The sequence below is a fragment of the Peribacillus sp. Hz7 genome (assembly GCF_042136355.1).
GTDB lineage: Bacteria > Bacillota > Bacilli > Bacillales > DSM-1321 > Peribacillus > Peribacillus asahii_A.
Genome location: NZ_JBHHJV010000007.1, coordinates 75991 through 100704, shown reverse-complemented (window position 1 = coordinate 100704; position 24714 = coordinate 75991). Strand labels below are relative to the sequence as shown.

Sequence of the window (24714 nt, the reverse complement as noted above, 5' to 3'; positions counted from 1 at the left end):
CATTCGTCTTTAGTGAATTGGCCATCGTTCAACATATCTAAGAGAGTACTTTGTTTAGTAATTAGTTGTTGAAGGGGGGATTTCCTATATATTCATTGTTAAGCTCCCCTTGACCATTATGGGTTTTGGTGGTATATAAGGGGTTATCGAGAGGGAGCTATTTAAAAAATAAAAATAAGCTAGAAAGCGAGAATTACTCATGTATAAGATTGGAATTATAGGGCCTGAACGCTCTGTTGAAAGAATTCTACACTACGCAACAGAGTTTGAATCAAATCTATCTTTTATCGGATATTCTTATAATATTGTATATGAAACAACGGATATCATAGAAAAGTATCATGGTGATGTCGATTTTTGGTTATTTTCAGGTTATATTCCTTATAAGATAGCACAACAGTCAAAATATTTTTCAAAGGAACGAATGGAGTATATTTTTATTACAGAGAATACTTTTTATCGTGGTCTATTAGAGATAAGCCACGAAATTGGGAAATTAGCGAAAAATGTTAGCGTCGATGTGTTGCATGTTCCGGAAGAAAACTATGTAGGGGAACTTAAAGAATTAGATAAGATGCTAGATCACCTATATATTAAACGATTTAATGCTGTAACATCTATCGATGAAATTATTGATCATCATATAGAACTTTGGAATGAAAAAAAAATTGATCTTGTCCTTACGGTTTATCCAACAGTGGAAGAAAAATTAAAGGAAAAGGGAATTCCTGTCTATTGGGTTGGTCCACTTAATCAGGACATTTTCCATACACTGCAGCTATTTAACGAAAAAATTCAAACATTTTACTATAAAGAAACTCAAACAACTGCTTTAGTTGTGCAAGTTAAGAATTTTGACCTTATAAAAATGGCGAACGAAAATGGATATAGTATACATTTTTTACAGCTAAATATGAAAAGAATTGTTCTGCATATTTGTGAAAAAATTGACGGATACTTAATTGAAGAAAGTAATGGCCGCTTTGTCCTATTTAGCTCACGAGGCATTGTTGAACGAAATATTAATGCGATATTTGAAATGATTGATCGATTATCGGCCGAAACTAATCAGCCTGTTGTTGTTGGAATTGGCCATGCCTCTACGGTTTATTATGCAGAAAATTATGCGCGTCAGGCATTGCAGCATTTAATGGAAAAGGATAACAAGGGTATTATTGTTATGCAGGAAGATGGGACGACGAAGGAATTTTTTCAAGCAACATCGCAAATTACGTATACAAGTCGTGTTCAGGATATAAAACTGATTGAAAAGCTACAGCTAACGTCTATCAGTGTAAGAATGTTTGCGAAAATTGAAGCGATATTAAATGAGTTAAAAATAGAGGCATTTAGTGCAAAAATGTTAGCGAAAGAGTTAAGCATGACAGAACGAAATGCACAGCGAATTATTGCTGAATTAGTAAAAGTTGAATTGGTTGAATACTGTGGAGAGGAAAGCCGCAAAACGCGGGGAAGACCTGCCAAATTATATAAATTAAGTGAATAATTGTAGGTGATAACCTGTGTGAGTGAAAGCATTTTTTTATTTTTTAATAAAGAAATGCTTTTTTTATTGCTTGTTATATCAATGGCTCAGCTTACTTCGTAATTTAGTGAGTTCTCAGACTAGCCTGAAATTTAAAAAGTTTTATTGCAAGCCTTAAAAATTCGATATATAATTTACGTACATTTAACGAAAATGTCGTTAAAGATGAAAGGGGTGCATTTTATGGCAGAAAAGATACTTGAGAAAAAAATACGTAAAACATTAGTAGGATTACTATTCTTAGGATGGGCATTAGGTAATCTAGACCGTTATTTAATGAACTATGCAGTTGTGTATATCGGTGAAGATCTTTCCCTCACAAGTACCGAAACAGGTTTAATTTTAAGTTCCTTTTTTCTGGGATATGCCTTAATGCAATTGCCTGGGGGAATAATGGCTGATAAATTTGGTGCAAAACGGATTTTATTAATAGCGGTTATTGCATGGTCAATCTTTACAGGTTTAACAGCTGTTGCTGGGACATTAGGTATTTTATTAGTCATTCGTTTCTTATTTGGGATTGGGGAAGGTGGATTCCAGCCCTCCGCTTCAAAAATCATTTCAACATCGTTCCCGGAGAATGAGCGAAGCAAAGTAATGTCTATTATGCTCTCTTCGTCGGGAATTATGGGGATGTTAGTACCAATTATTTCTGCAGCACTGTTAGTAACAATTGGTTGGCGCGCATTTTTTGTTATTGCAGGTTTATTAGGAATCGTTATTGCATTGCTATATCGGAAATTTGTACCTAAGGATGAAGTGGTGCAACAATCAGCTAACGGACTGCAAGTAAGAGGGATATTAGGTGATTTATTTAAAATGCCGCTTATGTGGAGCTTAGTTGTCGCTTATTTCACGATATATGCAGTGAACTGGGGATTAAATACTTGGATGCCAACATACTTGTCAGATGTACGCGGGCTTGATTTAGTTTCCATTGGCTGGTTACAAATGATTCCAGGTATCATTACAATTGGTGCACTGTTAGTCAGTGGTTATGTAATAGATAAAGTGGATTTGAAAGTAAATAGAATCATTGGTGCGGCATGCGCATTACTTTTAGCGGGATTCCTATTATTAATGTTTAATGCAGAATCGATTACTTTATTTATCACTTATCAATGTATCATTATGTTGTTAATGACGTATGTGTTGTTGTTACTACCGTCTTTTGTATTAAAGAAAATTCCTTCAAATTATGCAGGAACAGCTATGGGGATGGCGAACACTGGCGGTCAATTAGCAGGATTCGTAACACCTACATTAATTGGTTTCATGGTTGACGCATTTGATGGTTCATATGATGCTGCTGTATGGATGTTAGTGGTCATTTCGGTTATCTGTGTCGCTTCAATTTTAACAATCTCCCCGAAAACTCAAGCTCCTAAGGAGGATTCATATGAGTGTGCATAATTTATTATTTAACGTAACAGATTTCCTTCAAGAAAATGGGGGGAAATTCACAACAGTTAGTGATAAAATCTGGGCAAAACCAGAATTACACTTTAAAGAAAAATATGCTGTTTCAGTAATGGAGGAAGCGTTGCTTGCAGAAGGATTTGTAGTCGAAAAAAATGTAGCAAACCTTGAAACCGCTATTATGGGTAGTTTTGGAAACGCTTCAACAGTTATTGCGTTTTTAGGTGAATACGATGCTTTGCCATTTTTAAGTCAAGCTGGCGGGAAAGCTGAATTTTGTCCGATTGAAGAGGGCGGTAATGGACATGGCTGCGGGCACAATTTACTTGGCTCAGGTGCACTTGCAGCAGCAGTTGCAGCGAAAGAATATGTTGAAAAAACAAATGCACCCTTCACGATTCGTTTTTACGGTTGTCCAGCAGAGGAAAATGGCTCAGGTAAAGCACACATGGCTAAACACGGTGTATTTGATGATGTGGATATAGCTATTACTTGGCATCCGATGTCAAACAACACAACTATGAATATGACTACACTAGCAAACTATGCAACGACCTTTAAATTTACAGGAAAGAGTGCTCATGCTTCTGCAGCTCCTCACCTAGGTCGAAGTGCTTTAGATGCAGTGGAGTTAATGAATGTCGGTGTAAATTATTTACGTGAACATATTATTCAAGATGCACGTATCCATTATGCGGTGCTTCATAGCGGTGGTACATCGCCCAATGTAGTCCAGCCGTATGCAGAGGTGTCCTATTTAATTCGTGCACCAAAGAAACAGCAAGTAGTGGATATCTATAAGCGTGTCCAAAAAATTGCACAAGGTGCGGCTTTAATGACAGAAACAACATTTGAGGAAAGCTTTGAGGGTGCGGCATCGGATTTAATTCCAAATAAAACACTTGCAAAGGTAATGCAGCAGCAATTTGACGAGGCTCCAGCCCTTCAATTTAGTGAAGAGGACTTTGCCTTTGCTGAGAAAATCTATCAATCATTGGATGAGGAAAGCAAGGCTTCAGCTTATATGAATATGCTTCCAGAGGAAAAGGAATTACTTGGTGACAAGCGTTTAAATGAGCTTGTATTACCATTATCTCCAGAGATGATTCTGTATGGTTCTACCGATGTTGCAGACGTTAGCTGGATAACACCAACTGTACAATGTACAACTGCTTGTTGGGCACTTGGAACGCCATACCATACCTGGCAAGTAGTAGCTGTAGGCAATACGCCAATTGGCCATAAGGGAATGCTTTATGCAGCGGATATTATGGCCCGCACTGCGATTACTTGTATGGAAAATCCGACAATTATTGAAGAAGCAAAACAGGAGTTAAGAACTCGTTTAAAAGGTGAAAAGTACGTTTCACTAATTCCAGAAAAATAGACTAATGTGAAAGAGATGTTACCTTCAATGGGGCATCTCTTTCATTCCATAAAGAGAGGGAAGCGGGATGCTAGAACAAATTACAAACGAGGCGAAAACATATACGAAGGAAGGGAAACCTGCTTTTTACATTCCAGTGTTAGCACTCCAATCTGTAGAGCAATTTGCTGCATGTATAGTAGATGAAAACGGAAATTACTTTGAGGTTGGTAATACAGATGAATTGTTTACATTGCAAAGTATTTCAAAAGTGATCAATTTTATGGTTGCCTGTGAATACCATGGACTGCAATTTGTTCTTGATAAGGTAGATGTAGAGCCAACAGGAGATCCCTTTAATTCGATTATTCGTTTAGAAAGCACTGCGCCAGGGAAACCATTTAATCCAATGATTAACGCAGGGGCTATTACGGTTGTTTCGATGTTACCTGGAAAAACGGCGAAGGATCGAGTAGCATATGTTGCGGACTTTTTAAGCCGTATTACAGGCAGTACTCATCAAGTAAATGAGGCAGTTTATTGTTCTGAAATAGAAACAACCCATCGGAATCGAGCAATCGCTCATTATTTAAAGGCAAATGATTATTTGCTTTGTGATGTAGAGGAAACGCTAGAGGCTTATATTCGTTTATGCTCACTGGAGGTTTCTACAAAGGATATTGCAAAAATAGGACTTATGCTTGCGGGGAACGGTGCATATCCATTAACAGATGAAGAGTTCATAACACGTAATACAGCAAAAGTAACAAAAGCTTTAATGACAACTTGCGGACTGTATAATGCTTCAGGGAAATATGCTGCTTCTATTGGGATTCCAATGAAAAGTGGTGTATCAGGCGGTGTTTTATGCACAGTATCAAAAGGCAGAGTAGAACATCTTGAAGGAAAATTAGGTATCGGTGTTTTTAGTCCAGGAATCGATGATATTGGTAATAGCGTTGCTGGCATGAAATTTATTGAAAGGCTGTCACAGACATATGATTTAAGTATTTTTTAAAAAACAATAAATAGAGTACTGCTGGATGAATGAAATCGGTACCTTTCCCCGAGTTCTTTAACGTTGTAGAGTGGTGGGGGACAGGCGTACTGGTCACAGCCAGTGGACATAGGAAAGTTTTAATTTTAACTGTACAAAAAGAAGAGAAATAGTAATGTTATGAGATACTTTTTTCTATTATGCTCTATAAGACGATTAAAAAACTTAAACAGGTTAACTACTAATTATGTTAGTTAACCCGTTTAAGTTTTTTTGAATTTAGCTATAGAATCTAATATCTTTACCATATCTTTACATAATTTCACTATATGTTTACTGTGTTTTAACCCGCGATTAATAGAATTTACAAAACCTTTACAAAGAATCCATAGAGCATTAACATCGTGTGTTTATTCTTAGGGTAGAAAAAATACGACAAAGAGAAGTGGCCAATAGATTATCTTGGAGGTATAGAAATGAGGTTTATAAGAGAAGCGACGATAGGATTATTGGTACTATCCTTAGCTGCTGTATTATCAGCATGTGGTATTAGTAATGATAGTGAAACAGAATCGTCCAATGATAGTAAAGGTACCCTATCTATTTCAGGATCCACATCTGTAGGGCCTTTAGCTGAAAAACTAGCAGTTAAATATGAAGAAAAAAATAAAGTGAATATAGAAGTAAATCAAATAGGTTCTTCTGCTGGCATAACAAACGCAACAAGTGGTGTATCAGAGATTGGGATGTCTTCGCGTGATTTAAAAGAAGAAGAAAAGGCTAATGGTTTGAATGAAGTAGTCATTGCTTATGATGGAATCGTGGTGGTCACTCACCCAAGCAATAAAGTGAAAAATCTTACTATGGAGCAAGTGAAGCAAATTTTTACCGGAGAGGTTACGAACTGGAAGGAGCTTGGAGGAGATGACATGGAAATTGTGGTTGTTTCCCGTGAAGATGGCTCAGGTTCACGTGATGCATTTCAAGAAATCGTAGGGTACACTTCAGGTGAGTTGGTAAGAAGTTCCATAGTTGCGAGCGGTAACGGTAATATAAAAACAACTGTTGCGACGAATAAGCATGCAGTAGGCTTTATTTCATTTGAATATATTGATGACTCTATTTCCACTGTAAAGATTAATGGAGTAGAGGCTACAGCGGAAAATGTTCTGCAGCAAAAATACAGCTTGTCACGACCGTTCTTGTTTGTCTATAAGAAAGAGAATTTAACGGATGGTGGACAACAATTTATTGACTATATTTTGAGTCAAGAGGGGCAAGCTATTGTGTCAGAAACAGGAGCTATACCAATAAAATAATGAACATTCATGGATGTATTATTTAACTAACGCACGTTGGAAATAAACATCATGCGTAAAAGCAATCTTGGAGGAATGAAGCATGCCAAGCCCACTTACTGAAAAACAAACGTTAGAAATCGGAAAATCAAATAAAAGGAAGTATAGGCTCGAGAAGTTATCAGCAAGAATTTTTCTATTTTGTGCACTTCTTTCAGTACTCAGTTTATTGTTAATCGTTGGATTTGTATTTTATAAAGGCTCACATCCATTTGTAGCAGAGGGGTATAGCTTTATTGACTTTGTTTTTGGAGTGGATTGGATGCCAAGTGAAGATAAATTTGGGATCTTTCCAATGATTGTTGCATCCATATTCGCCACATTCGGTGCATTAATTATTGGAGTTCCTATTGGTCTGTTTACAGCCATTTTCTTAGCGGAAATTGCACCGAAAAGCATAGCAAAAATCATTTCACCGGCCGTGCAGCTGCTGGCAGGTATTCCATCTGTTTTATATGGTGTATTCGGCCTTGCTATTATCGTCCCTTTCTTACAAAATAATTTAGGCTTAGCGAAAGGGCAAAGTTTATTAGCTATCATTCTCGTTTTAGCCATTATGATGCTGCCGACGATTGTGACTGTAGCTGAAACAGCTATTCGTGCTGTTCCGAAAACGTATCGTGAAGGGTCATTAGCACTCGGAGCATCTCAAATCGGAACTATTTTTAAAGTAGTGGTACCCGCAGCTAAATCAGGAATTATGGCAGCCATTGTATTAGGTTTAGGGAGAGCAATTGGAGAAACGATGGCTGTTATATTGGTAGCGGGAAACAGTCTCATCATTCCTACTAGTTTAACAGACAGTGTTCGTCCATTAACTACAAATATCGCATTAGAAATGGGATATGCATTCGGAACGCATCAAGAAATGCTGTTTGCAACAGGTATTGTTTTATTCTCCTTTATCTTGTTATTGAACTTTGTATTAGCAAAAATCAGTTCGAAAGGCGGTAATTAAGTTGAGAAAGTTTAAGGATAACTTGTTGCGCGGACTTCTGTGGTTTTCAGCTTTCTTAACAGTTGCCGTCCTCGTAACGATTGTTGGATATATTTTTTATAAAGGATATCGTTTAATTAACTTCGAGTTTATCTTTGGCGATTATTCACCGGCAGGAGATGGCGGGATTTGGCCGATGATTGTTACAACCATATACACAATCGCTATTTCGTTATTAATAGCAACACCAATTGGGATTTTGGCTGCTGTATATTTGCAAGAGTATGCTAAGCAGGGCCGATTAGTAAAAATGATTCGTTTTGCTACAGAGAGCTTAACAGGGATACCTTCGATTATTTATGGATTATTCGGAGCTGTCTTCTTTGTAACCACATTAAAGTTGGGCATGTCGATTATTGCTGCTTCATTGACATTAACTATTATCGTACTGCCTGTCATCATCCGAACAACAGAGGAGGCTTTAAAAACCGTTCCTCATTCGTATCGGGAAGGGTCTCTAGCCTTGGGAACAACGAAGCTGCAAACTTTATATAAAGTGATTTTACCAAGTGCGATGCCGGGGATATTATCTGGAATTATTCTCTCAATCGGAAGGATTGTTGGTGAATCGGCTGCGATATTTTTAACTGCTGGAACGGTAGCTGCGATGCCAGAAAGTATTTTCTCATCGGCAAGAACGTTAACGGTGCATTCATATTTGGTTACACAAGAGTCCGGAGATATTGAACTTGCCGCTGCCATTGGAATCGTATTAATTGTTATCATTTTGGTTCTCAACCTTTCGGCGACGTTTATATCAAAAAAGTTAAATAAAGCTGACTATTAAATGGGGTGTATGTTAATGAGTACAACAGTGATTGAACGTAATAATGCAGAGAAGGGGAATCTTTCACAAATGAAGCAGCATTCAGGAGAGGCAGCGAAAATTAGTGTAACAGACTTGAATTTGTTCTATGGAGAAAAACAGGCACTCTATAACGTATCATTAGATATACAAGAGAAGGAAGTTACAGCTTTAATTGGTCCTTCTGGCTGTGGTAAATCAACTTTTTTACGAACACTAAACCGTATGAATGATTTGATTGATGGTGTGAAGATTACCGGCGATATTGTCGTCGATAGTGAAAACATATACCGATCCAATGATGTGATTAAGTTACGAACGAAGGTAGGTATGGTATTTCAAAAGCCAAATCTATTTCCTATGAGTATTTATGATAATGTAGCGTATGGTCCCCGGATGCAGGGGATTAAAAATAAAAAAGAATTGAATAAGATTGTTGAGGAGAGCTTACGTGGTGCGGCAATCTGGGACGAAGTGAAAGATCGCCTTAAAACATCAGCACTCGGACTATCAGGCGGTCAGCAGCAACGTGTTTGTATCGCACGTGCAATTGCCATGAAACCGGAAATCATTTTAATGGATGAGCCTACTTCAGCATTAGATCCAATCTCAACGTTAAAGGTAGAAGAATTGATTACACACATGAAAAAGGACTATACTATCGTCATTGTTACACATAATATGCAGCAGGCAGCACGTGTATCTGATAAAACTGCTTTTTTCTTAAATGGTGAAGTCATTGAATATGATGAAACAGATCATATCTTTTCTATGCCACAGGATCAGAGAACGAAAGATTATGTTACTGGTCGATTCGGTTAAATGGACCATAGAAAAGGACGTTTTGTGAAAGCTTTGAGAATGATTTTTTATAAGATCATTTAGACAGGTTATTTCGTTAAACAGTTTGTTAGGCATGAACTCGGTATTTGTATCGGGTTCATGCCTTTTCATTTAGATAAAAGTTTTGAAAATTATAATATTTCCCAATAAAGAAAATAATATTGTAATATAACAAGAAAGTCAGTATAATAATATTTGTTAGAAATACAGTTGTCTTTATATCGTGGAATAAGGTGGAAATCGTCATCCATCGAAGAAATAAATCAGCTAAAAGCTTATTTAATGAATGACTTTGTTAAACAGTGTCCTATAACAGAGCCTAATGAATAATTGACCTCTATTATTAGATAAACCTTTGGAGAGACTCTGAAAGAGCACCAAAGGAGAAGATTAAGAGCCAAACTTTAGGAATAGAGTTGGTACATATCTAATAAGAGTCATTTATGATATTCGGTTGTATCTATTTTGTAATAGGTTTAATTCTATCGCAAGGTTATGAGAAATGAATAGTTCAATATTAAAAACGCTACAATTTTATCTTAGACTAGTGGGGGAACATTTATGAAAAGCATATTGAAAAAGTGGGGTCAATTGGGTCTGGTAAAACAAATAATTGTAGGTTTGGTTATTGGTATTATCTTGGCTATAACGATTCCAGAAGCAGCAAAGCCTGTTGCACTTTTAGGCTCTTTATTTGTAGGTGCTCTGAAAGCGATTGCACCTGTGTTGGTACTCTTCTTGGTTATGGCGGCCATCGCTCAACATAAGAGTGGTCACAAAACAAATATGAAATCCGTTATTTTCTTATACCTGTTAGGAACTTTTTTAGCTGGATTAATCGCCGTTATTGTAAGTTTTATTTTTCCTGTAGGGTTAACACTTACAAAGGGTGCTGAGGGTGTGACGCCTCCTAGCGGTGTTGCAGAGGTTCTCAAATCATTATTGATGAGCGTTGTTGATAATCCAGTTAATGCCATTTCTAATGCGAACTATATCGGTATTTTAGCTTGGGCGATAATTCTTGGTTTGGCTTTAAGAAGTGCCGCTGATACGACAAAAACGATGATTGCTAATCTTTCAGATGCGGTATCCAAAGTAGTTACATGGGTTATTAAGTTGGCTCCATTAGGAATTATGGGTCTAGTATTTGAGTCTATTACTGCAAATGGACTTGAGGCGTTACTAGGCTATGGGAAATTGCTGGCCATTTTAATTGGTTGCATGCTCTTTGTGGCGCTGGTTATCAATCCAATCATTGTGTTTGTCTATATAAGACAAAATCCTTACCCGCTTGTTTTTAAGTGCTTAAAGGAAAGCGCTATTACAGCATTCTTTACACGTAGCTCAGCTGCCAATATTCCTGTCAATATGAGATTATGTGAAAATCTAGGTTTGAATAAGGATAGTTATTCAGTATCCATTCCATTAGGCGCAACCATCAATATGGCTGGTGCTGCTGTTACTATTTCTGTTTTGACACTTGCAGCGGTTCATACACTTGGTATTCAAGTGGACATCCCTACAGCAATTATTCTTAGTGTATTGTCAGCTGTATGTGCTTGCGGTGCTTCAGGGGTTGCTGGTGGATCTTTATTACTGATTCCTCTAGCATGTAGCTTATTTGGAATCCCAGCTGAGATTGCCATGCAGGTAGTTGGAGTAGGCTTTATCATCGGTGTTTTACAAGACTCTTTTGAAACGGCACTTAACTCATCTACAGACGTACTGTTCACAGCAGCGGCTGAATTTAAAGAGTGGCGTAAAGAAGGGAAAACAATAGATATTAACAAAGCAGCATAAAGAAGAAATCTTCTTATCTGCGATGGAACTGCACCTCAATGGTTAGACTCGACTAACCATTGAAGGTGCAGTTTTTTTGTTTTCCGCTTATGCAATTATATGATTAGTGACTTTATATAGCTTATCCTTTTTTTATGTTTTAAATTCAAATTTTTCTGTAAAATACACTTGACTACTAGGAATAATAGGTATTATAGTATTAACAAATATAATATTAGACCGACTAGACAACTAGAGGCTTTCTAAGTATTTGCTTAGGAGGCCTCTGTCTTTTTTATAAAACATTTTCACAAGGAGGTTCATATGAACGCATTACGTCAGTATGTTGATCATTTTATTGTTGGTCAGGTTGAGAAAGGGAAGCAGCTCGGAAGAACGATAGGGTTTCCGACAGCCAATTTGAATATCGCAAACAATGTCTTCTTAGAAAGTGGAGTTTATGGTGTATACGTGTATTATCAGTCAAAAAAATATTTAGGTATGATGAACGTTGGAAGTCGCCCTTCTTTTAACGATGGTAACCATCAAACAATCGAAGTTCATATCATCGATTTTAATGAATATATTTATGATGAAATTTTAACAGTGGAAATAATGTTTTATATTCGAAAGGAGAAAAAGTTTAACCAACTACAAGATCTAATTTCTCAATTAAAGGCTGATAAATTTTATGCTCGTAAGCAATTTCATTTACTTAAATAACATATGGGAAGAGGAAATTATGGATAAGTTTGAAAAAATTTGTCATGTACCTGATTTGAAATTCACTCAATTTTGCGAACAACATTTTTCTCTGAATAAAGGAATTTATAATACGATTGACCTTTGGTTTTATAATAGAGGATTAACTAATATTTTGAATAGAAGAAAAGTTATGTTGCGATTTATGATTTTTAGTTGTACGGATGAAGCAAAGGTAAAATTTGGACCAGGTGGTTTGACAAGAAAGCTAGAAGATTTTTGGTATCAAGCAAATGAGGTGTTACAAGAAAATTAGGAATTATTATAGCTATAATTCATAGTTAATCCATATAGATAGTTTGTATTTTATAGCTGGTTAGACAATTGAAGGTCCTAGTGATATGAAATTGCAAGGACTTTTGCATAAGAGGGGAGGGGTTTCCGTGCTAATTGAAAAAGCACAAAAACTACAAGATATAGTGAAATCATTAACAGAAGAATTTGCAAAAACAGCAAGCGAACGAGATAAGCGTGGCGGTACTGCGAAAGAGGAGCGTGACCTCATTCGTCACAGTGGGTTACTCCGTTTAACAGCCCCTAAAAAATACGGTGGTTACGGAGAGAATTGGAAAAGAGTTTTACGTATTACACGTGAAATAGCTAAAGTAGATAGTTCGGTAGCTCATTTATTTGGTTATCATTTTTTATGTCTTGCTTCTGTTGAGCTATATGGTACACCAGAACAAGTTGAGCAGTTTACAAAGGAAACAGCAGAAAATAATTATTTCTGGGGGAATGCGTTTAATCCTCTTGATACTCATGTAACTGCTACAAAGGGAGATAACGGATGGATCATTAATGGTCAAAAAAGCTTTTGCTCTGGTGCAGCAGATTCAGATAGGTTACTCATTTCTGCTCAAAAGGATGATGGTTCTGGTGTCTTAATTGCTGTCATTCCGACAAATCGCGGAGGTATTTTGTTGGGGCATGATTGGGATAGCTTTGGACAGCGTCAGACGGATAGTGGTTCTGTGACTTTTGAACATGTAATTGTACATGATACAGAGGTACTTGATGCTTACGAAGCGACTGATAGCGACTTATTCGCTACAGTACGTACGCATATTGCTCAGTCTATTTTGATTCACGTTTTACTCGGGACAGCTGAAGGTGCTTTTGAGGCTGCCAAAGACTATACAAAAACAAAGACGCGTCCGTGGGTGACATCTCATGTCGATAAAGCAATAAATGATCCGTATAACATTTATCACTACGGTGACTTATTTGTCCAATTGAAGGCCGCGGATGCTCTTGTACATATTTCTAATGAGATATTGGAAAATACATGGGCGCTAAAAACTAGCATTACGGAAGAGCGGCGTGGGGAATGTAGTATCGCTGTTGCCACTGCGAAAGTGCAAGTCGTACAAACGGCGCTTGATGTGACAAGTCGGGTGTTCCAAATGATGGGGGCTCGGGCAACTTCAGCGCAATATAACTTTGATCGCTACTGGCGTAATGTACGTACCCATACATTACATGATCCGATTGACTATAAAATTCGTGATCTTGGTCAGTATACTTTAAATAACCAATACCCAGAAATTTCAGCGTATTCATAAGGAGGAAGTGTTAATGGAAATCTTTTGGTTTATCCCGACGAATGGTGACTTTCGTCAATTAAATAATAATGAAGGTTCACGTCCTGCAACATATAACTATTGTAGGCAAATTGCAGAAGCAGTAGATGATTTAGGCTATACAGGTGTTTTAATTCCAACGGGAAAAACGTGTGAAGAAGGATTTATTGTCGCCTCGACACTCGTACCTGTAACAAAAAATCTAAAGTATTTAGTAGCGGTACGCCCAGGTTTAATGTCACCAAGCTTTGCGGCACGTATGTCTGCAACATTAGATCGATTTTCTGATGGTCGATTATTAATTAATGTTGTTGCTGGGGGTGACCCAATAGAACTGGCAGGAGAAGGCGTATTTTTAGATCACGACGAACGCTATGAGTTAACAGATGAGTTTTTAAAAATTTGGCGTCAATTATTTACAGAAGAAGAAGTCAATTTAAAAGGAGAGTATTTACAAATCGAAGGGGGTCAATTACCATACCCTACGATTCAAAAACCATATCCGCCATTATACTTCGGAGGCTCTTCACCCGTTGCAATGGATGTGGCTGCAGAGCATGTCGATGTATATTTAACATGGGGTGAGCCGCCAGCTAAGGTGGAGGAAAAAATTAATAAAATGCGTGAGCTCGCAGCAGCGCAAGGAAGAACATTAAAATTTGGCATACGACTACACGTCATTGTACGTCCAACGGAAGAGGAAGCATGGGAAGCAGCTAATAAGCTCATTGAACACGTGGATGACGGAACCATTGCACAAGCGCAAAAAGTATTTAAGCGTATGGATTCAGAAGGTCAACGCTTAATGACGAGTCTGCATGAAGGAGACCGTGCTCGACTAGAAGTGAGTCCAAATCTATGGGCCGGAGTAGGATTGGTGCGAACAGGTGCAGGTACAGCACTTGTAGGAGATCCTGATACGGTTGCTGCACGTATAAAAGAATACGCTGATTTAGGTATTGAAACGTTTATTCTATCAGGTTATCCACATTTAGAAGAAGCCTATACAACAGCCGAATTATTATTCCCTAAACTTCCAATAGAAAGAAAGGATACGTCGAACCAACGAACATTCCTTAGTCCATTCGGTGGGGATATTAAACCAGCCGTTGTTAAATAACGGGTCTATGAAATAGAATTAGCCTGCTAGAAGCTAGAGGTTGTATATAAATCCAATTTGATTTTCTCACACTCTTCCATCTAGGAGCCAAAAATCAACAATCCTATGTCTATTTAACAAGTTGAATAAATATTGCTTACTGGACCACCAGAGGCTCATGTTGATTCCTTTCGTTAAGGATTCTGATGTGAGTCTCTTTTTTATTCTAAAAATGAAGGAGGAACTATTATGAGTTTACAATTTGCTTATTGGGCGCCAAACGTTAGTGGAGGTCTAGTCGTCTCTCAATTACCACAAAAAACAGGCTGGTCATTTGAAGATAATAAACGCTACGCTCAAATTGCTGAAGAAATTGGCTTTGATTATGTACTATTGCAAACAAGGTTTTTCGCAAGCTATGGCGCTGAAAATCAATTAGAGGCCTCTGCGCTTGCTTCTGCACTTGCCGCTTCAACAGAAAAATTGAACATTATTACAGCTGTTCTACCTGGTCTATGGCATCCAGGGGTAATGGCGAAAATTATCTCAACGATTGATCATATTAGCAATGGTCGTGCTGCTATTAATATTGTCAGCGGGTGGTTTAAAGGTGAATTTCAGGGCTACGGAGAACCGTGGTTGGATCATGATGAACGCTATCGCCGCTCTGAAGAATTTATCGAAGTTCTTCAAGAAATGTGGACAAAAGAAAAGGCGAATTATCGAGGGGATTTTTACCGATTGAATGATGCACCATTAAAGCCCAAACCTATTAATTCGCCAAAAATCTTTCAAGGAGGGAATTCTAAAGCAGCCAAAGAAATGGCTGGACGCGTTTCCGATGTATATTTTATGAATGGGGGCTCCCTTGAAAAAATTAAGGAACAAATTGATGAAGTAAAAGCATTGAGAAAGGCTAGCGGTAAAGGTGACATCCAGTTTGGGGTTAATGGTTTCGTCATTGTCCGTGATACAGAAGAAGAGGCAAGACAAGTGTTACGCGATATTGTGGAAAATGCGCATAAAGAAGCAGTTGAAGGATTCAGAAGCTCTGTTCAAACCGCGGGGGCAGCCTCGCCTGAAGGAAAAGGGATGTGGGCGGAATCCACTTTTGAAGATCTTGTACAATATAATGACGGTTTTAAAACAGGACTCATTGGAACGGCTGAACAAGTGGCTGACCGCATCCTTGAATTGAAAAAAATTGGCGTTGATATCGTACTTACAGGGTTTCTTCACTATGAAGAAGACCTAAGAGCATTTGGGGAAAAGGTCATTCCCATTGTCAGAGAAAAAGAAAAAAGAATTAGTAGTTTGCTAGAAATAAACTAAGCTTCCATTAGTAAAGGTTTTTCTCAGTCTTTACTGATAATTAGTCACTTGGTCAGAATTTGGCTGTGGAAGCACTATAAATAACTGTTGTAGCATGAATAAAGTTTGATCAAAAACCCTGTGTTAAATATGCAGGGTTTTTTTGTTGTGCAATTGGGTGCTTTAACGAATAGCTGTCGTTCAATCAAAACGGAATATAGCCTTTCTATCACTGAAAGCCATCTAGATTTTCAAAATATTTTGAATTATCGTTATCATTTATATAGAAACTCTTTCAAATCACTTTGTTTTTCGTATATAATGTTTAAAAATGGTAAAAATGATTAACTTTACATAAATTAATGGTTTATATAATTTATAAGGGCGGGGTGTACTATGATTGGGGAATTATCAAATAGAGAACTAATAGAAGAGATTGAAGTAACAAGAAAAAATATGGTACTAACTGGCATAGGCTTTGGCTTAACACACCCTGATACAATAGAGCTCAGTCATAGATTAGATAATTTATTGAATGATTTATATAAACCTAATAATAGGGAGCAATTATTTTTTTACATTGATAAAGGTTAGTTAGAGAACTTAATTTTTTAGATATTTGATGGTTTTGTCATTTTACTCTTCTTTTGAGTTTTGAAAGGAAGGGTTTTTTTTATATGGCAAGCTTGTGCATGTATCAATAACTATCACGTCTTGTATTAATTGAGAAATGATTCATATTCTAGGACGGAGTGGAGAAACTATTGGTGTATGTATTACATCAGAAAGGGGATTGATTAGATGGTTAAGCGAAAAGCTGAAAGAAACGCTGTAGAGAAATATAGTAAAACACCGAAGAAAAACATTGAGGAAGCGGACTATACGGTTGAATTTGCTGCTGGAGAAGATCCAATGAAAGGGGCAAATCGTAACTCTAAACAAGGTAGAGAAGGAAGAGGGAACTCAATATAGCCCTCGTTGTGAAGTTGAAGTATTTTGCATGTAATTTTATCCCACACTTAACGGACAGTAAGCCTAGCACCTCAAACTTATGAGGAAACAAAGAAGATAGTTAGGAGACAACTGCCCGTGGAACGTGAGTAACCATCAGTGGGGATAAAGGAAAGCTCCCACTGATGGAAGTTTCACTTCATATAGGGAATTCAAAGAAGAGGTTCACTCTAAAAGGACATGATGAATGGACTTTTTTGAGTGAACCTCTTCTTTTAAAGATTGACACACTGAAATTAAAGGGATTGAAACCTTTTTATGCTAGATTCGTATAAACTTAGGAAGCTGGTTAATAAAGGAGTGTTTGATATGGAGGAGCAATTGGAAAATGTGAATAAGGGGGCACAGTTGAAGCCATCCTTATTCGGAATGATTGGAAGCCCCGGAGAGCAATTGGAGAGAATCCGGCAACATCCAAAAATTTGGTTGGCTATGCTGATTATAACAACGATTTTTACAGTTGGAACCGTTTTGACGATGATGGCGATGGACACGGCTAGTCTTATTGGTGAGGATATACCGGCAGAAGGACAAGTATTAATGGAGATTTTTACGATTGTATTGGGTATTGTGATGGGACTATTTACGCCTATTATCTCTGTCTTGATTAGTAGTGTAATTATCTTAATTATTGCGAAGATTGCTCAATCAGATGTTACGTTTAAACAGCTTTTCTCGATGAATACATATATTTGTCTTATAGTGGCACTTGGTGCATTACTAAATGGACTTGTTCGTTTTCTTATAGGCGGCAATCCGGAAATTTATGTAACGAGTTTGGCAGGGCTGCTTAATTCAGAGTCTTACGTATTAGGAGCTATCGAAGTATTTGCGATTTGGAGTCTTATTTTGACCGGAATTGGTTTGAACAAGGTAGCACGTTTGTCTAAAGGGCTTTCTTGGACTGTTGCGATTGTGTTTTTTCTTTTCCAAATTGGAATGGCGGTTATCAGCGGCATGTTTGCTGGACTGGGCGGAATGTAGTGACAAGGGTTAGGGTTACAGATTTTTTGAACGAAAAAGTCCATGAAGGGTATTTCACTTAGAATGAAAAGAGGCTAATGAATCGCTACATACAAGCTGTTCATTAGCTTCTTTTCATAAGGTGTTATTAAATGAGTTCATCAACCATATCGTTTCACTTTAGTTGGTTGATGGGGCCTTATAAGGCCATTTATTATTTAAAGCATTGATAAATAATCTAACATTTTTTTTATCTTGTATGATAGGAGAATACACATAGGAAAGCGTTCTAGTAAAGGATTGATTTTTCAATTGAATAATGGAGAGATTCCTATGCTGGACGTCTTTTTCAATGACACTATGGGATAAGAGAGAGAGGCCCATGCCATTCATAAGCGTTTCTTTAATTCCCTGATTGCTGCTTATTGTAAGGAGTGATTTAACTTTCAAACCATTTGAACGAATGACATGGTTCAGATATTCACGTGTCCCTGATCCAACTTCTCTTGTTATCCATGCTTGATCTTGAAGATCAGCTACTGTAACTTCGTCTTTACAAGCGAGCTTATGATTGTTGGAGGAAACAATAAAGAGCTCATCTTGCATAAAAGCGTGTACGGAAAGCTCCTTTTCATTTGTTTGGCCTTCAATCAAACCAATATCTACTTGATACAAGCGAACAGATTGAATGATTTCTCTTGTATTTCCAATAACAACATGAAGTTCAAGCTCAGGATAATTTTTTTGAAGGTCAAAAAGTAAGGAAGGCAATATATATTCACCGATTGTAAAACTGGCTCCTATTTTTAATTCTCCTTTGATGGAGTTATGCTGTTCAAGAATATCTTGTTTAGTTTGCTCGTAAATTGTGATGATTTGCTTGGCACGGTCGTACAAAATTTCACCAGTTGGGGTGATTTTTAACAATTTTGGAGAACGTAGAAATAATTTAGTTTGAAATTCTTTTTCAAGATTTTTAATGTGTAAGCTGACACTTGGTTGCGACATGCGAAGGGTTTCAGCTGTTTTGGTGAAATTTTTAACTTCTACAAGAGTTACAAATGTTTTTAATGCATCATAATACACAAGAAACCCACCTTATTATTAATAATCTTAATAGTTGCAATAATTTATATATATTTTACTAATCCCTTATCTTGCTGTAAACTTCAATTAGGATTTTTTTAGGAAGCGTTTTAGCTGGGAAGACAATTGAACGAAAAAATTAAATAGGAAACGTTATATAAGAATGCTATAATGGGTTATATAACCTAAAAACCGACTTAACCTATAAAGATTATGTTGGTATATTAAGGAAATGATAGTAAGTATTTTTTACTAGAAGGTTAATGTTGAATTTTGTTAAAACTAGTCAGTAAACAACGTACTAAAAAGCATATATTCTTTTGTGAGGTGGATATCGTTGCAAATTCAGGTAATGAACAGTCCGTTTAATCAGGAGCAGGCGGAGCTCCTTAACCGTCTTCTGCCAACTTTGACAGAAACACAAAAAAATTGGTTGAGCGGTTATATGGCTGCTACTGTTCCAGGAACAGCTGGAGCACCGGTAGAAGAGGCCAAAGCTCAAAGTGCCGCTCCGGCAATTTCTAAAGAAGTGACCATTCTTTATGGCTCACAAAGTGGAAACGCGCAGGGACTTGCGAAAAATGCAGGCAAGACACTTACGGAGAGTGGTTTCCAAGTAACTGTCTCAGCGATGAGTGATTTTAAGCCGAATAATTTGAAGAAAATTCAAAATCTTCTTATTGTCGCAAGTACACATGGAGAAGGAGAACCGCCAGATAACGCGATATCGTTCCATGAATTTTTATATAGTAAACGTGCTCCAAAGCTTGACAATCTTAACTTTTCTGTTTTGGCTCTTGGAGATAGTTCTTATGAATTATTTTGTCAAACAGGAAAAGATTTTGATCAACGCTTAGCAGAGCTTGGTGGTACACGACTTTACCCACGCTTTGATTGCGATCTTGACTATGATGAGCCGGCAGCGGAATGGCTTGAAGGAGTTTTGGTCAGCCTAAGTGAAGCGCAGGGCGGAAGTGCTGCTCCTGTTCAGGCAGCAGCATCTCCAACAGGTGAATCGGTCTACTCTCGAACAAATCCGTTCAAAGCGGAAGTACTTGAAAATATCAATTTAAATGGCCGTGGCTCAAATAAAGAAACACGCCACCTTGAATTATCACTTGAAGGATCTGGACTGACATTTGAACCGGGAGATACCCTTGGTGTGTATCCAGAAAATGATCCAGCTCTTGTAGAAGCACTTCTTGGGGAAATGAAGTGGGATTCGGAAGAAAAGGTAACGGTTAATAAACAGGGAGAGGTCCGTCCGCTTAAAGAAGCACTTACTTCTTACTTTGAAATTACTGTTTTAACAAAACCGCTTCTTGGGCAGGTAGCCGAGATTTCAGCAGATGAAGATTTACATGAGCTTGTATCACCAGGAAATGAAGAAAAAGTAAAAGCGTATCTTGAAGGACGCGATTTACTTGATGTTGTTCGTGATTTTAATCTATCAGGTATACCTGCACAGAAATTTATCTCGATTCTTCGAAAAATTCCAGCTCGTCTGTATTCCATTTCGAGCAGCTTAGCTGCGAATCCAGATGAAGTGCACTTAACGATTGGTGCGGTTCGTTACGAGGCACATGGACGTGAACGAAATGGTGTTTGCTCGATTTTATGTGCGGAACGTTTGCAGCCAGGAGATACTCTGCCAATCTATGTTCAGCATAATCAAAACTTTAAGCTACCAGCTAATCCAGATACGCCAGTTATTATGATTGGACCAGGAACAGGTGTTGCACCGTTTAGATCTTTTATGCAAGAACGTGAGGAAATTGGTGCTGAAGGGAAATCATGGATGTTCTTCGGAGATCAGCACTTCGTAACAGATTTCCTTTACCAAACGGAATGGCAAAAATGGTTGCAAGATGGTGTACTGACAAAAATGGATGTCGCATTTTCGCGTGATACGGATGAAAAAGTATATGTACAGCACCGCCTGCTTGAACATAGTAAAGAATTGTTCGAATGGCTTCAAGAAGGAGCAGTTGTTTACATTTGCGGCGATGAGAAAAACATGGCACATGACGTCCATAACACTTTACTCGAGATTATTGAAAAAGAAGGCGGCATCAGCCGTGAAGAAGCTGTACAATATTTAACGGATATGCAGCAACAAAAACGTTATCAACGCGATGTATATTGATTGTTTATTGAAAGGAGTTTTTTCTAGATGGTGAATCAAATTTTAAAAGCACCCGAGGGACCGCCAAGTGATGTAGAAGGCATTAAAGAGAGAAGTGACTATTTGCGCGGTACGCTGAAAGAACAAATGTTGGATCGACTTAGCTCGGGAATTCCTGAAGACGATAACCGCTTGATGAAACATCATGGCAGTTACTTACAGGATGATCGTGATCTTCGTAATGAGCGTCAAAAGCAAAAACTTGAACCAGCGTATCAATTCATGCTGCGTGTTCGTATGCCAGGTGGTGTGTCTACACCGGATCAATGGCTTGTTATGGATGAGCTTGCTGATAAATACGGTAACGGCACATTGAAATTAACTACACGAGAAACATTTCAAATGCATGGAATTTTAAAATGGAATATGAAAAAAACGATTCAGGAAATCAATGCGGCTCTTTTAGACACGATTGCAGCATGCGGCGATGTGAACCGAAACGTGATGTGTGCTTCAAATCCATATCAATCTGAAATCCATGCAGAAGTATATGAATGGTCTAAAAAATTGAGTGATGATTTATTGCCACGCACAAGAGCTTATCATGAAATTTGGCTTGATGAAGAAAAAGTAGCTGGCACACCGGAAGTAGAAGAAGTTGAGCCAATGTACGGACCGCTTTATTTACCGAGAAAGTTTAAAATCGGGATTGCCGTTCCTCCATCCAATGACATAGATGTCTTTTCACAGGATCTTGGCTTCATTGCTATTGTTGAAGACGGCAAGCTTGTCGGGTTTAACGTAGCGATTGGCGGTGGTATGGGTATGACTCATGGTGATAAAGCAACATATCCACAGCTTTCTAAAGTAATTGGTTTCTGTAAGCCAAATCAACTTTATGATGTAGCAGAAAAAGTGATTACGATTCAGCGTGATTACGGAAACCGTTCTGTCCGTAAAAATGCTCGTTTCAAGTATACAGTGGACCGCCTTGGTCTACAAACAGTTAAGGATGAGCTAGAGCACCGCCTTGGCTGGAGCTTGGATGAAGCGAAACCTTATCATTTTGACCGTAATGGCGATCGTTATGGCTGGGTGAAAGGTATCCAAGGAAAATGGCATTTAACATTGTTCATTGAGGGTGGCCGTATTGCCGATTTTGATGATTACAAGCTAAAAACTGGTTTACGTGAAATTGCTAAGATTCATAAAGGGGATTTCCGTTTAACAAGTAATCAAAACTTAATCATTGGAAATGTATCAAGTCAGAAAAAGAAACAAATCAACGAATTAGTTGAAAAATACGGATTAACAGACGGAAAACAATATTCGGCATTACGCCGCAGCTCCATAGCTTGCGTGTCTTTACCAACATGTGGTTTAGCGATGGCGGAAGCGGAACGTTATTTACCAAGATTGATTGATAAGATTGAAGAAATCGTGGATGAAAATGGTCTTCGCGATGAAGAAATTACGATCCGTATGACAGGATGCCCGAACGGGTGTGCACGTCATGCGCTAGGTGAAATCGGCTTTATCGGTAAAGCACCAGGCAAATACAATATGTATCTTGGTGCAGCTTTTGATGGCAGCCGTTTAAGTAAAATGCATCGCGAAAACATCGGTGAAGAAGAAATTTTAAATGAACTACGTGTGCTGCTTCCTCGCTATGCGAAAGAGCGCCAAGAAGGAGAGCACTTCGGTGACTTTGTTATTCGCGCAGGCATCATTAAAGCAACGACAGATGGTATGAATTTCCACGAGTAATGAAGATGTAGATGTATGAGAGACAGGGAATGATTCCTGTCTCTTTTTTTGATATAGTAAACCTTTTTGAGTCTTTACAGTATCCATAAAGGTTGTACTTTTGACATGAGTGAAGAACAGAAGCTAATGGTTAATGATACTCACTTTTTTAATCTGAGGGGATATTTTTCATAATTATTTCCAAAAACATGGCTAATAATTTGTTTTTACTATAGTTTTTGGTAGTATATGTTTATGGTTAAATTTTTACAATATTTTGAATTTTTGTTCTGCTAACTTGATTGTGAATAGAAGGGAGTAATAATGAAAATGAAACCGGACCAGATTACACCAATGGAATCAGAGAGCAATGCTCATTTAAGGCAGTTGGCATCAGTAGGTAAGATTGCCGCAGGAATTGCCCATGAGGTTAAGAATCCATTAACAGCAGTAAAAGGTTTTTTACAATTGCTGCAGCAAGAAAGCAGTAACCAGTATATAGATATTGCTCACTCGGAATTAGATAACGCCTTAACAACATTAAATAATCTGCTTCAAGTTTCTAAGCCTGATTTGGAATTTGAAGAGTATCAAACCATTCATTTATCAGTAGAACTAGAATCTATTCTAAATTTATTTCAAGATAAAATGTACGATATTACAATCATCACAGATTTTAAAAATAATGATGTAACGATTGTTGGAAAGAAAAGTCAATTTAAAAAGGCATTTTTTAATCTTATTAAAAATGCCTTTGAATCAATGGATGGAGAAGGAACATTAATGATTATGCATGAATCAGTGAATAATGAGGTAATCGTTACCATTCAAGATACAGGAGTTGGAATTCCAAAAGATAAATTAGACTTACTTGGAACTCCTTTTTTTACAACCAAGGATTTAGGTACTGGTTTGGGGCTGACTCAAGTGTTTTCTGTTATTTATCAACATGGCGGGAGAATCGTCGTTGATAGTGAAGAAAATCAAGGGACAACATTTACAATTAAGATTCCTCAACTTAATAAAAAATGTAACCAAGGAGTTAAAAATTTGAATTTAAAATTTGAAGAAAATTATTGTATTAAAAACTTCTTCTTTGAAAATCGAAAAGTCTTTGAAGAGAGAGTGTTAGAAGAAGCCATTAATGTAAAAGGAAAAATTGAAGAAATACACCAAATTGGAAATATAAACCTATTGGATAATGTACACAAGCTTGTATTATTTGTTGTAGAAGAACGAGAACATGAATTAATTTCTTTTGCTAAGCAAGAAGGGGTAGCATGGGCCAAATATTCATTAACACTTGCCTTCAAGTTAGAATGGATTCAGGCAATTCGACGAACTTTATGGGATTTCTTATATCATTTTGATTTACTGAACAAAACGGAAGTCGATCGAGTCATATTTTTTATGTTGGAAAAAAGTATAAATAAATCGATTGATTTATTTTTTACTTACTTTTTTATCAGTTATTCTACGTACAAAGATGAATTACTAGATAAGCAACGAAATTTAGTAGAGAATCTTTCTGTTCCTATTATTCCTATTAATGATAAGATATGCATTTTACCGTTAATTGGTATGATTGATTATTTAAGAATTTCCACTATTCAAGATAAAGTCCTCACTGAAATCGAAACTCATCATATAGAAACATTAATTATCGACCTCTCAGGTATTACCCCTATGGAACAAGAAATAACGAATAATTTTATAAAAATCATTGATGGTATATCCATGATGGGGTGTAAACTCATCATAACAGGAATGCGGGCTGAAATTGTGAGGAGCTTCACAGATTTAGGCATCAGTATAAATCATCAAGCAGAATTCAAAGGCACTCTACAGCTAGCGTTGAATGATTTTTTTACTGAAAAGTCACAGTGACATAAAGAGTTGTGGGTAATGTGTGCATAAGTCT

The 24714-nt window shown here is 37.4% G+C and carries 21 protein-coding genes; 20 read left to right on the top strand and 1 reads right to left on the bottom strand.

The window, feature by feature from the left end:
* Positions 1-199 precede the first annotated feature (199 nt).
* From ACE199_RS11780 to yknW, 17 genes are all read left to right on the top strand, one after another.
* Positions 200-1507 carry a helix-turn-helix domain-containing protein gene (locus ACE199_RS11780; RefSeq protein WP_375349972.1) on the top strand — a complete coding sequence of 436 codons (1308 nt, stop codon included), beginning with the start codon at positions 200-202 and terminating at the stop codon, positions 1505-1507.
* Between the two features lie 222 nt (positions 1508-1729).
* Complete coding sequence (locus ACE199_RS11775; protein ID WP_375349971.1) at positions 1730-2959, top strand: MFS transporter; 1230 nt, start codon at positions 1730-1732, stop codon at positions 2957-2959.
* On the top strand, positions 2946-4352 hold the full coding sequence (locus tag ACE199_RS11770) for an amidohydrolase (RefSeq protein ID WP_375349970.1): 1407 nt from the start codon (positions 2946-2948) through the stop codon (positions 4350-4352). The genes ACE199_RS11775 and ACE199_RS11770 overlap by 14 nt, the downstream gene beginning before the upstream one ends.
* Before the next feature lie 67 nt (positions 4353-4419).
* The gene (gene glsA, locus ACE199_RS11765; protein ID WP_375349969.1) at positions 4420-5349 is read left to right on the top strand and encodes a glutaminase A; all 930 of its coding nucleotides are present in this window, start codon (positions 4420-4422) and stop codon (positions 5347-5349) included.
* A gap of 455 nt (positions 5350-5804) precedes the next feature.
* Positions 5805-6647: a phosphate ABC transporter substrate-binding protein gene (locus ACE199_RS11760; protein WP_127759017.1), complete on the top strand. Its 843-nt coding sequence runs from the start codon at positions 5805-5807 to the stop codon at positions 6645-6647.
* Between the two features lie 82 nt (positions 6648-6729).
* Positions 6730-7644, top strand: coding sequence for a phosphate ABC transporter permease subunit PstC (gene pstC / locus ACE199_RS11755; protein ID WP_375349968.1), 915 nt, complete (start codon positions 6730-6732; stop codon positions 7642-7644).
* 1 nt (position 7645) lies between these two features.
* On the top strand, positions 7646-8470 hold the full coding sequence (gene pstA / locus ACE199_RS11750) for a phosphate ABC transporter permease PstA (RefSeq protein WP_375349967.1): 825 nt from the start codon (positions 7646-7648) through the stop codon (positions 8468-8470).
* A gap of 69 nt (positions 8471-8539) precedes the next feature.
* Complete coding sequence (pstB, locus tag ACE199_RS11745) at positions 8540-9310, top strand: phosphate ABC transporter ATP-binding protein PstB (protein WP_375350049.1); 771 nt, start codon at positions 8540-8542, stop codon at positions 9308-9310.
* Between the two features lie 582 nt (positions 9311-9892).
* Positions 9893-11131: a serine/threonine transporter SstT gene (sstT, locus tag ACE199_RS11740; protein WP_375349966.1), complete on the top strand. Its 1239-nt coding sequence runs from the start codon at positions 9893-9895 to the stop codon at positions 11129-11131.
* Positions 11132-11434: 303 nt separating this feature from the next.
* Positions 11435-11833: a riboflavin kinase gene (locus ACE199_RS11735; RefSeq protein ID WP_375349965.1), complete on the top strand. Its 399-nt coding sequence runs from the start codon at positions 11435-11437 to the stop codon at positions 11831-11833.
* Positions 11834-11852: 19 nt separating this feature from the next.
* Complete coding sequence (locus ACE199_RS11730) at positions 11853-12128, top strand: hypothetical protein (RefSeq protein ID WP_375349964.1); 276 nt, start codon at positions 11853-11855, stop codon at positions 12126-12128.
* Positions 12129-12255: 127 nt separating this feature from the next.
* Positions 12256-13434, top strand: coding sequence for an acyl-CoA dehydrogenase family protein (locus ACE199_RS11725; protein ID WP_375349963.1), 1179 nt, complete (start codon positions 12256-12258; stop codon positions 13432-13434).
* Between the two features lie 13 nt (positions 13435-13447).
* Entirely contained in the window at positions 13448-14572 is a 1125-nt protein-coding gene (gene ssuD / locus ACE199_RS11720) for an FMNH2-dependent alkanesulfonate monooxygenase (RefSeq protein ID WP_375349962.1), read from the top strand.
* Between the two features lie 228 nt (positions 14573-14800).
* Positions 14801-15883, top strand: a complete 1083-nt coding sequence (gene sfnG, locus ACE199_RS11715; protein ID WP_375349960.1) for a dimethylsulfone monooxygenase SfnG — start codon at positions 14801-14803, stop codon at positions 15881-15883.
* A gap of 375 nt (positions 15884-16258) precedes the next feature.
* Positions 16259-16456, top strand: a complete 198-nt coding sequence (locus ACE199_RS11710) for an aspartyl-phosphate phosphatase Spo0E family protein (RefSeq protein WP_127759027.1) — start codon at positions 16259-16261, stop codon at positions 16454-16456.
* A 207-nt stretch (positions 16457-16663) separates the two neighbouring features.
* Positions 16664-16834 (top strand): hypothetical protein, encoded by a 171-nt coding sequence (locus ACE199_RS11705; protein WP_164853119.1) that lies wholly within the window; start codon positions 16664-16666, stop codon positions 16832-16834.
* 348 nt (positions 16835-17182) lie between these two features.
* Positions 17183-17857: a YknW family membrane protein gene (gene yknW, locus ACE199_RS11700; RefSeq protein WP_375349958.1), complete on the top strand. Its 675-nt coding sequence runs from the start codon at positions 17183-17185 to the stop codon at positions 17855-17857.
* 159 nt (positions 17858-18016) lie between these two features.
* Here the strand turns inward: yknW and ACE199_RS11695 are convergent, their stop codons facing one another.
* Positions 18017-18922, bottom strand: coding sequence for a LysR family transcriptional regulator (locus ACE199_RS11695; protein ID WP_375349957.1), 906 nt, complete (start codon positions 18920-18922; stop codon positions 18017-18019).
* A 337-nt stretch (positions 18923-19259) separates the two neighbouring features.
* Here ACE199_RS11695 and ACE199_RS11690 point away from each other — a divergent pair, with 337 nt between their 5' ends.
* The 3 genes from ACE199_RS11690 (at position 19260) to ACE199_RS11680 (ending at position 24680) form a co-directional block, all read left to right on the top strand.
* A complete protein-coding gene (locus ACE199_RS11690) occupies positions 19260-21068 on the top strand; it encodes an assimilatory sulfite reductase (NADPH) flavoprotein subunit (protein ID WP_375349956.1) in 1809 nt (602 codons plus the stop codon).
* A gap of 27 nt (positions 21069-21095) precedes the next feature.
* Entirely contained in the window at positions 21096-22814 is a 1719-nt protein-coding gene (gene cysI, locus ACE199_RS11685; protein ID WP_375349955.1) for an assimilatory sulfite reductase (NADPH) hemoprotein subunit, read from the top strand.
* A 303-nt stretch (positions 22815-23117) separates the two neighbouring features.
* A complete protein-coding gene (locus ACE199_RS11680) occupies positions 23118-24680 on the top strand; it encodes an ATP-binding protein (RefSeq protein WP_375349954.1) in 1563 nt (520 codons plus the stop codon).
* Positions 24681-24714 lie beyond the last annotated feature (34 nt).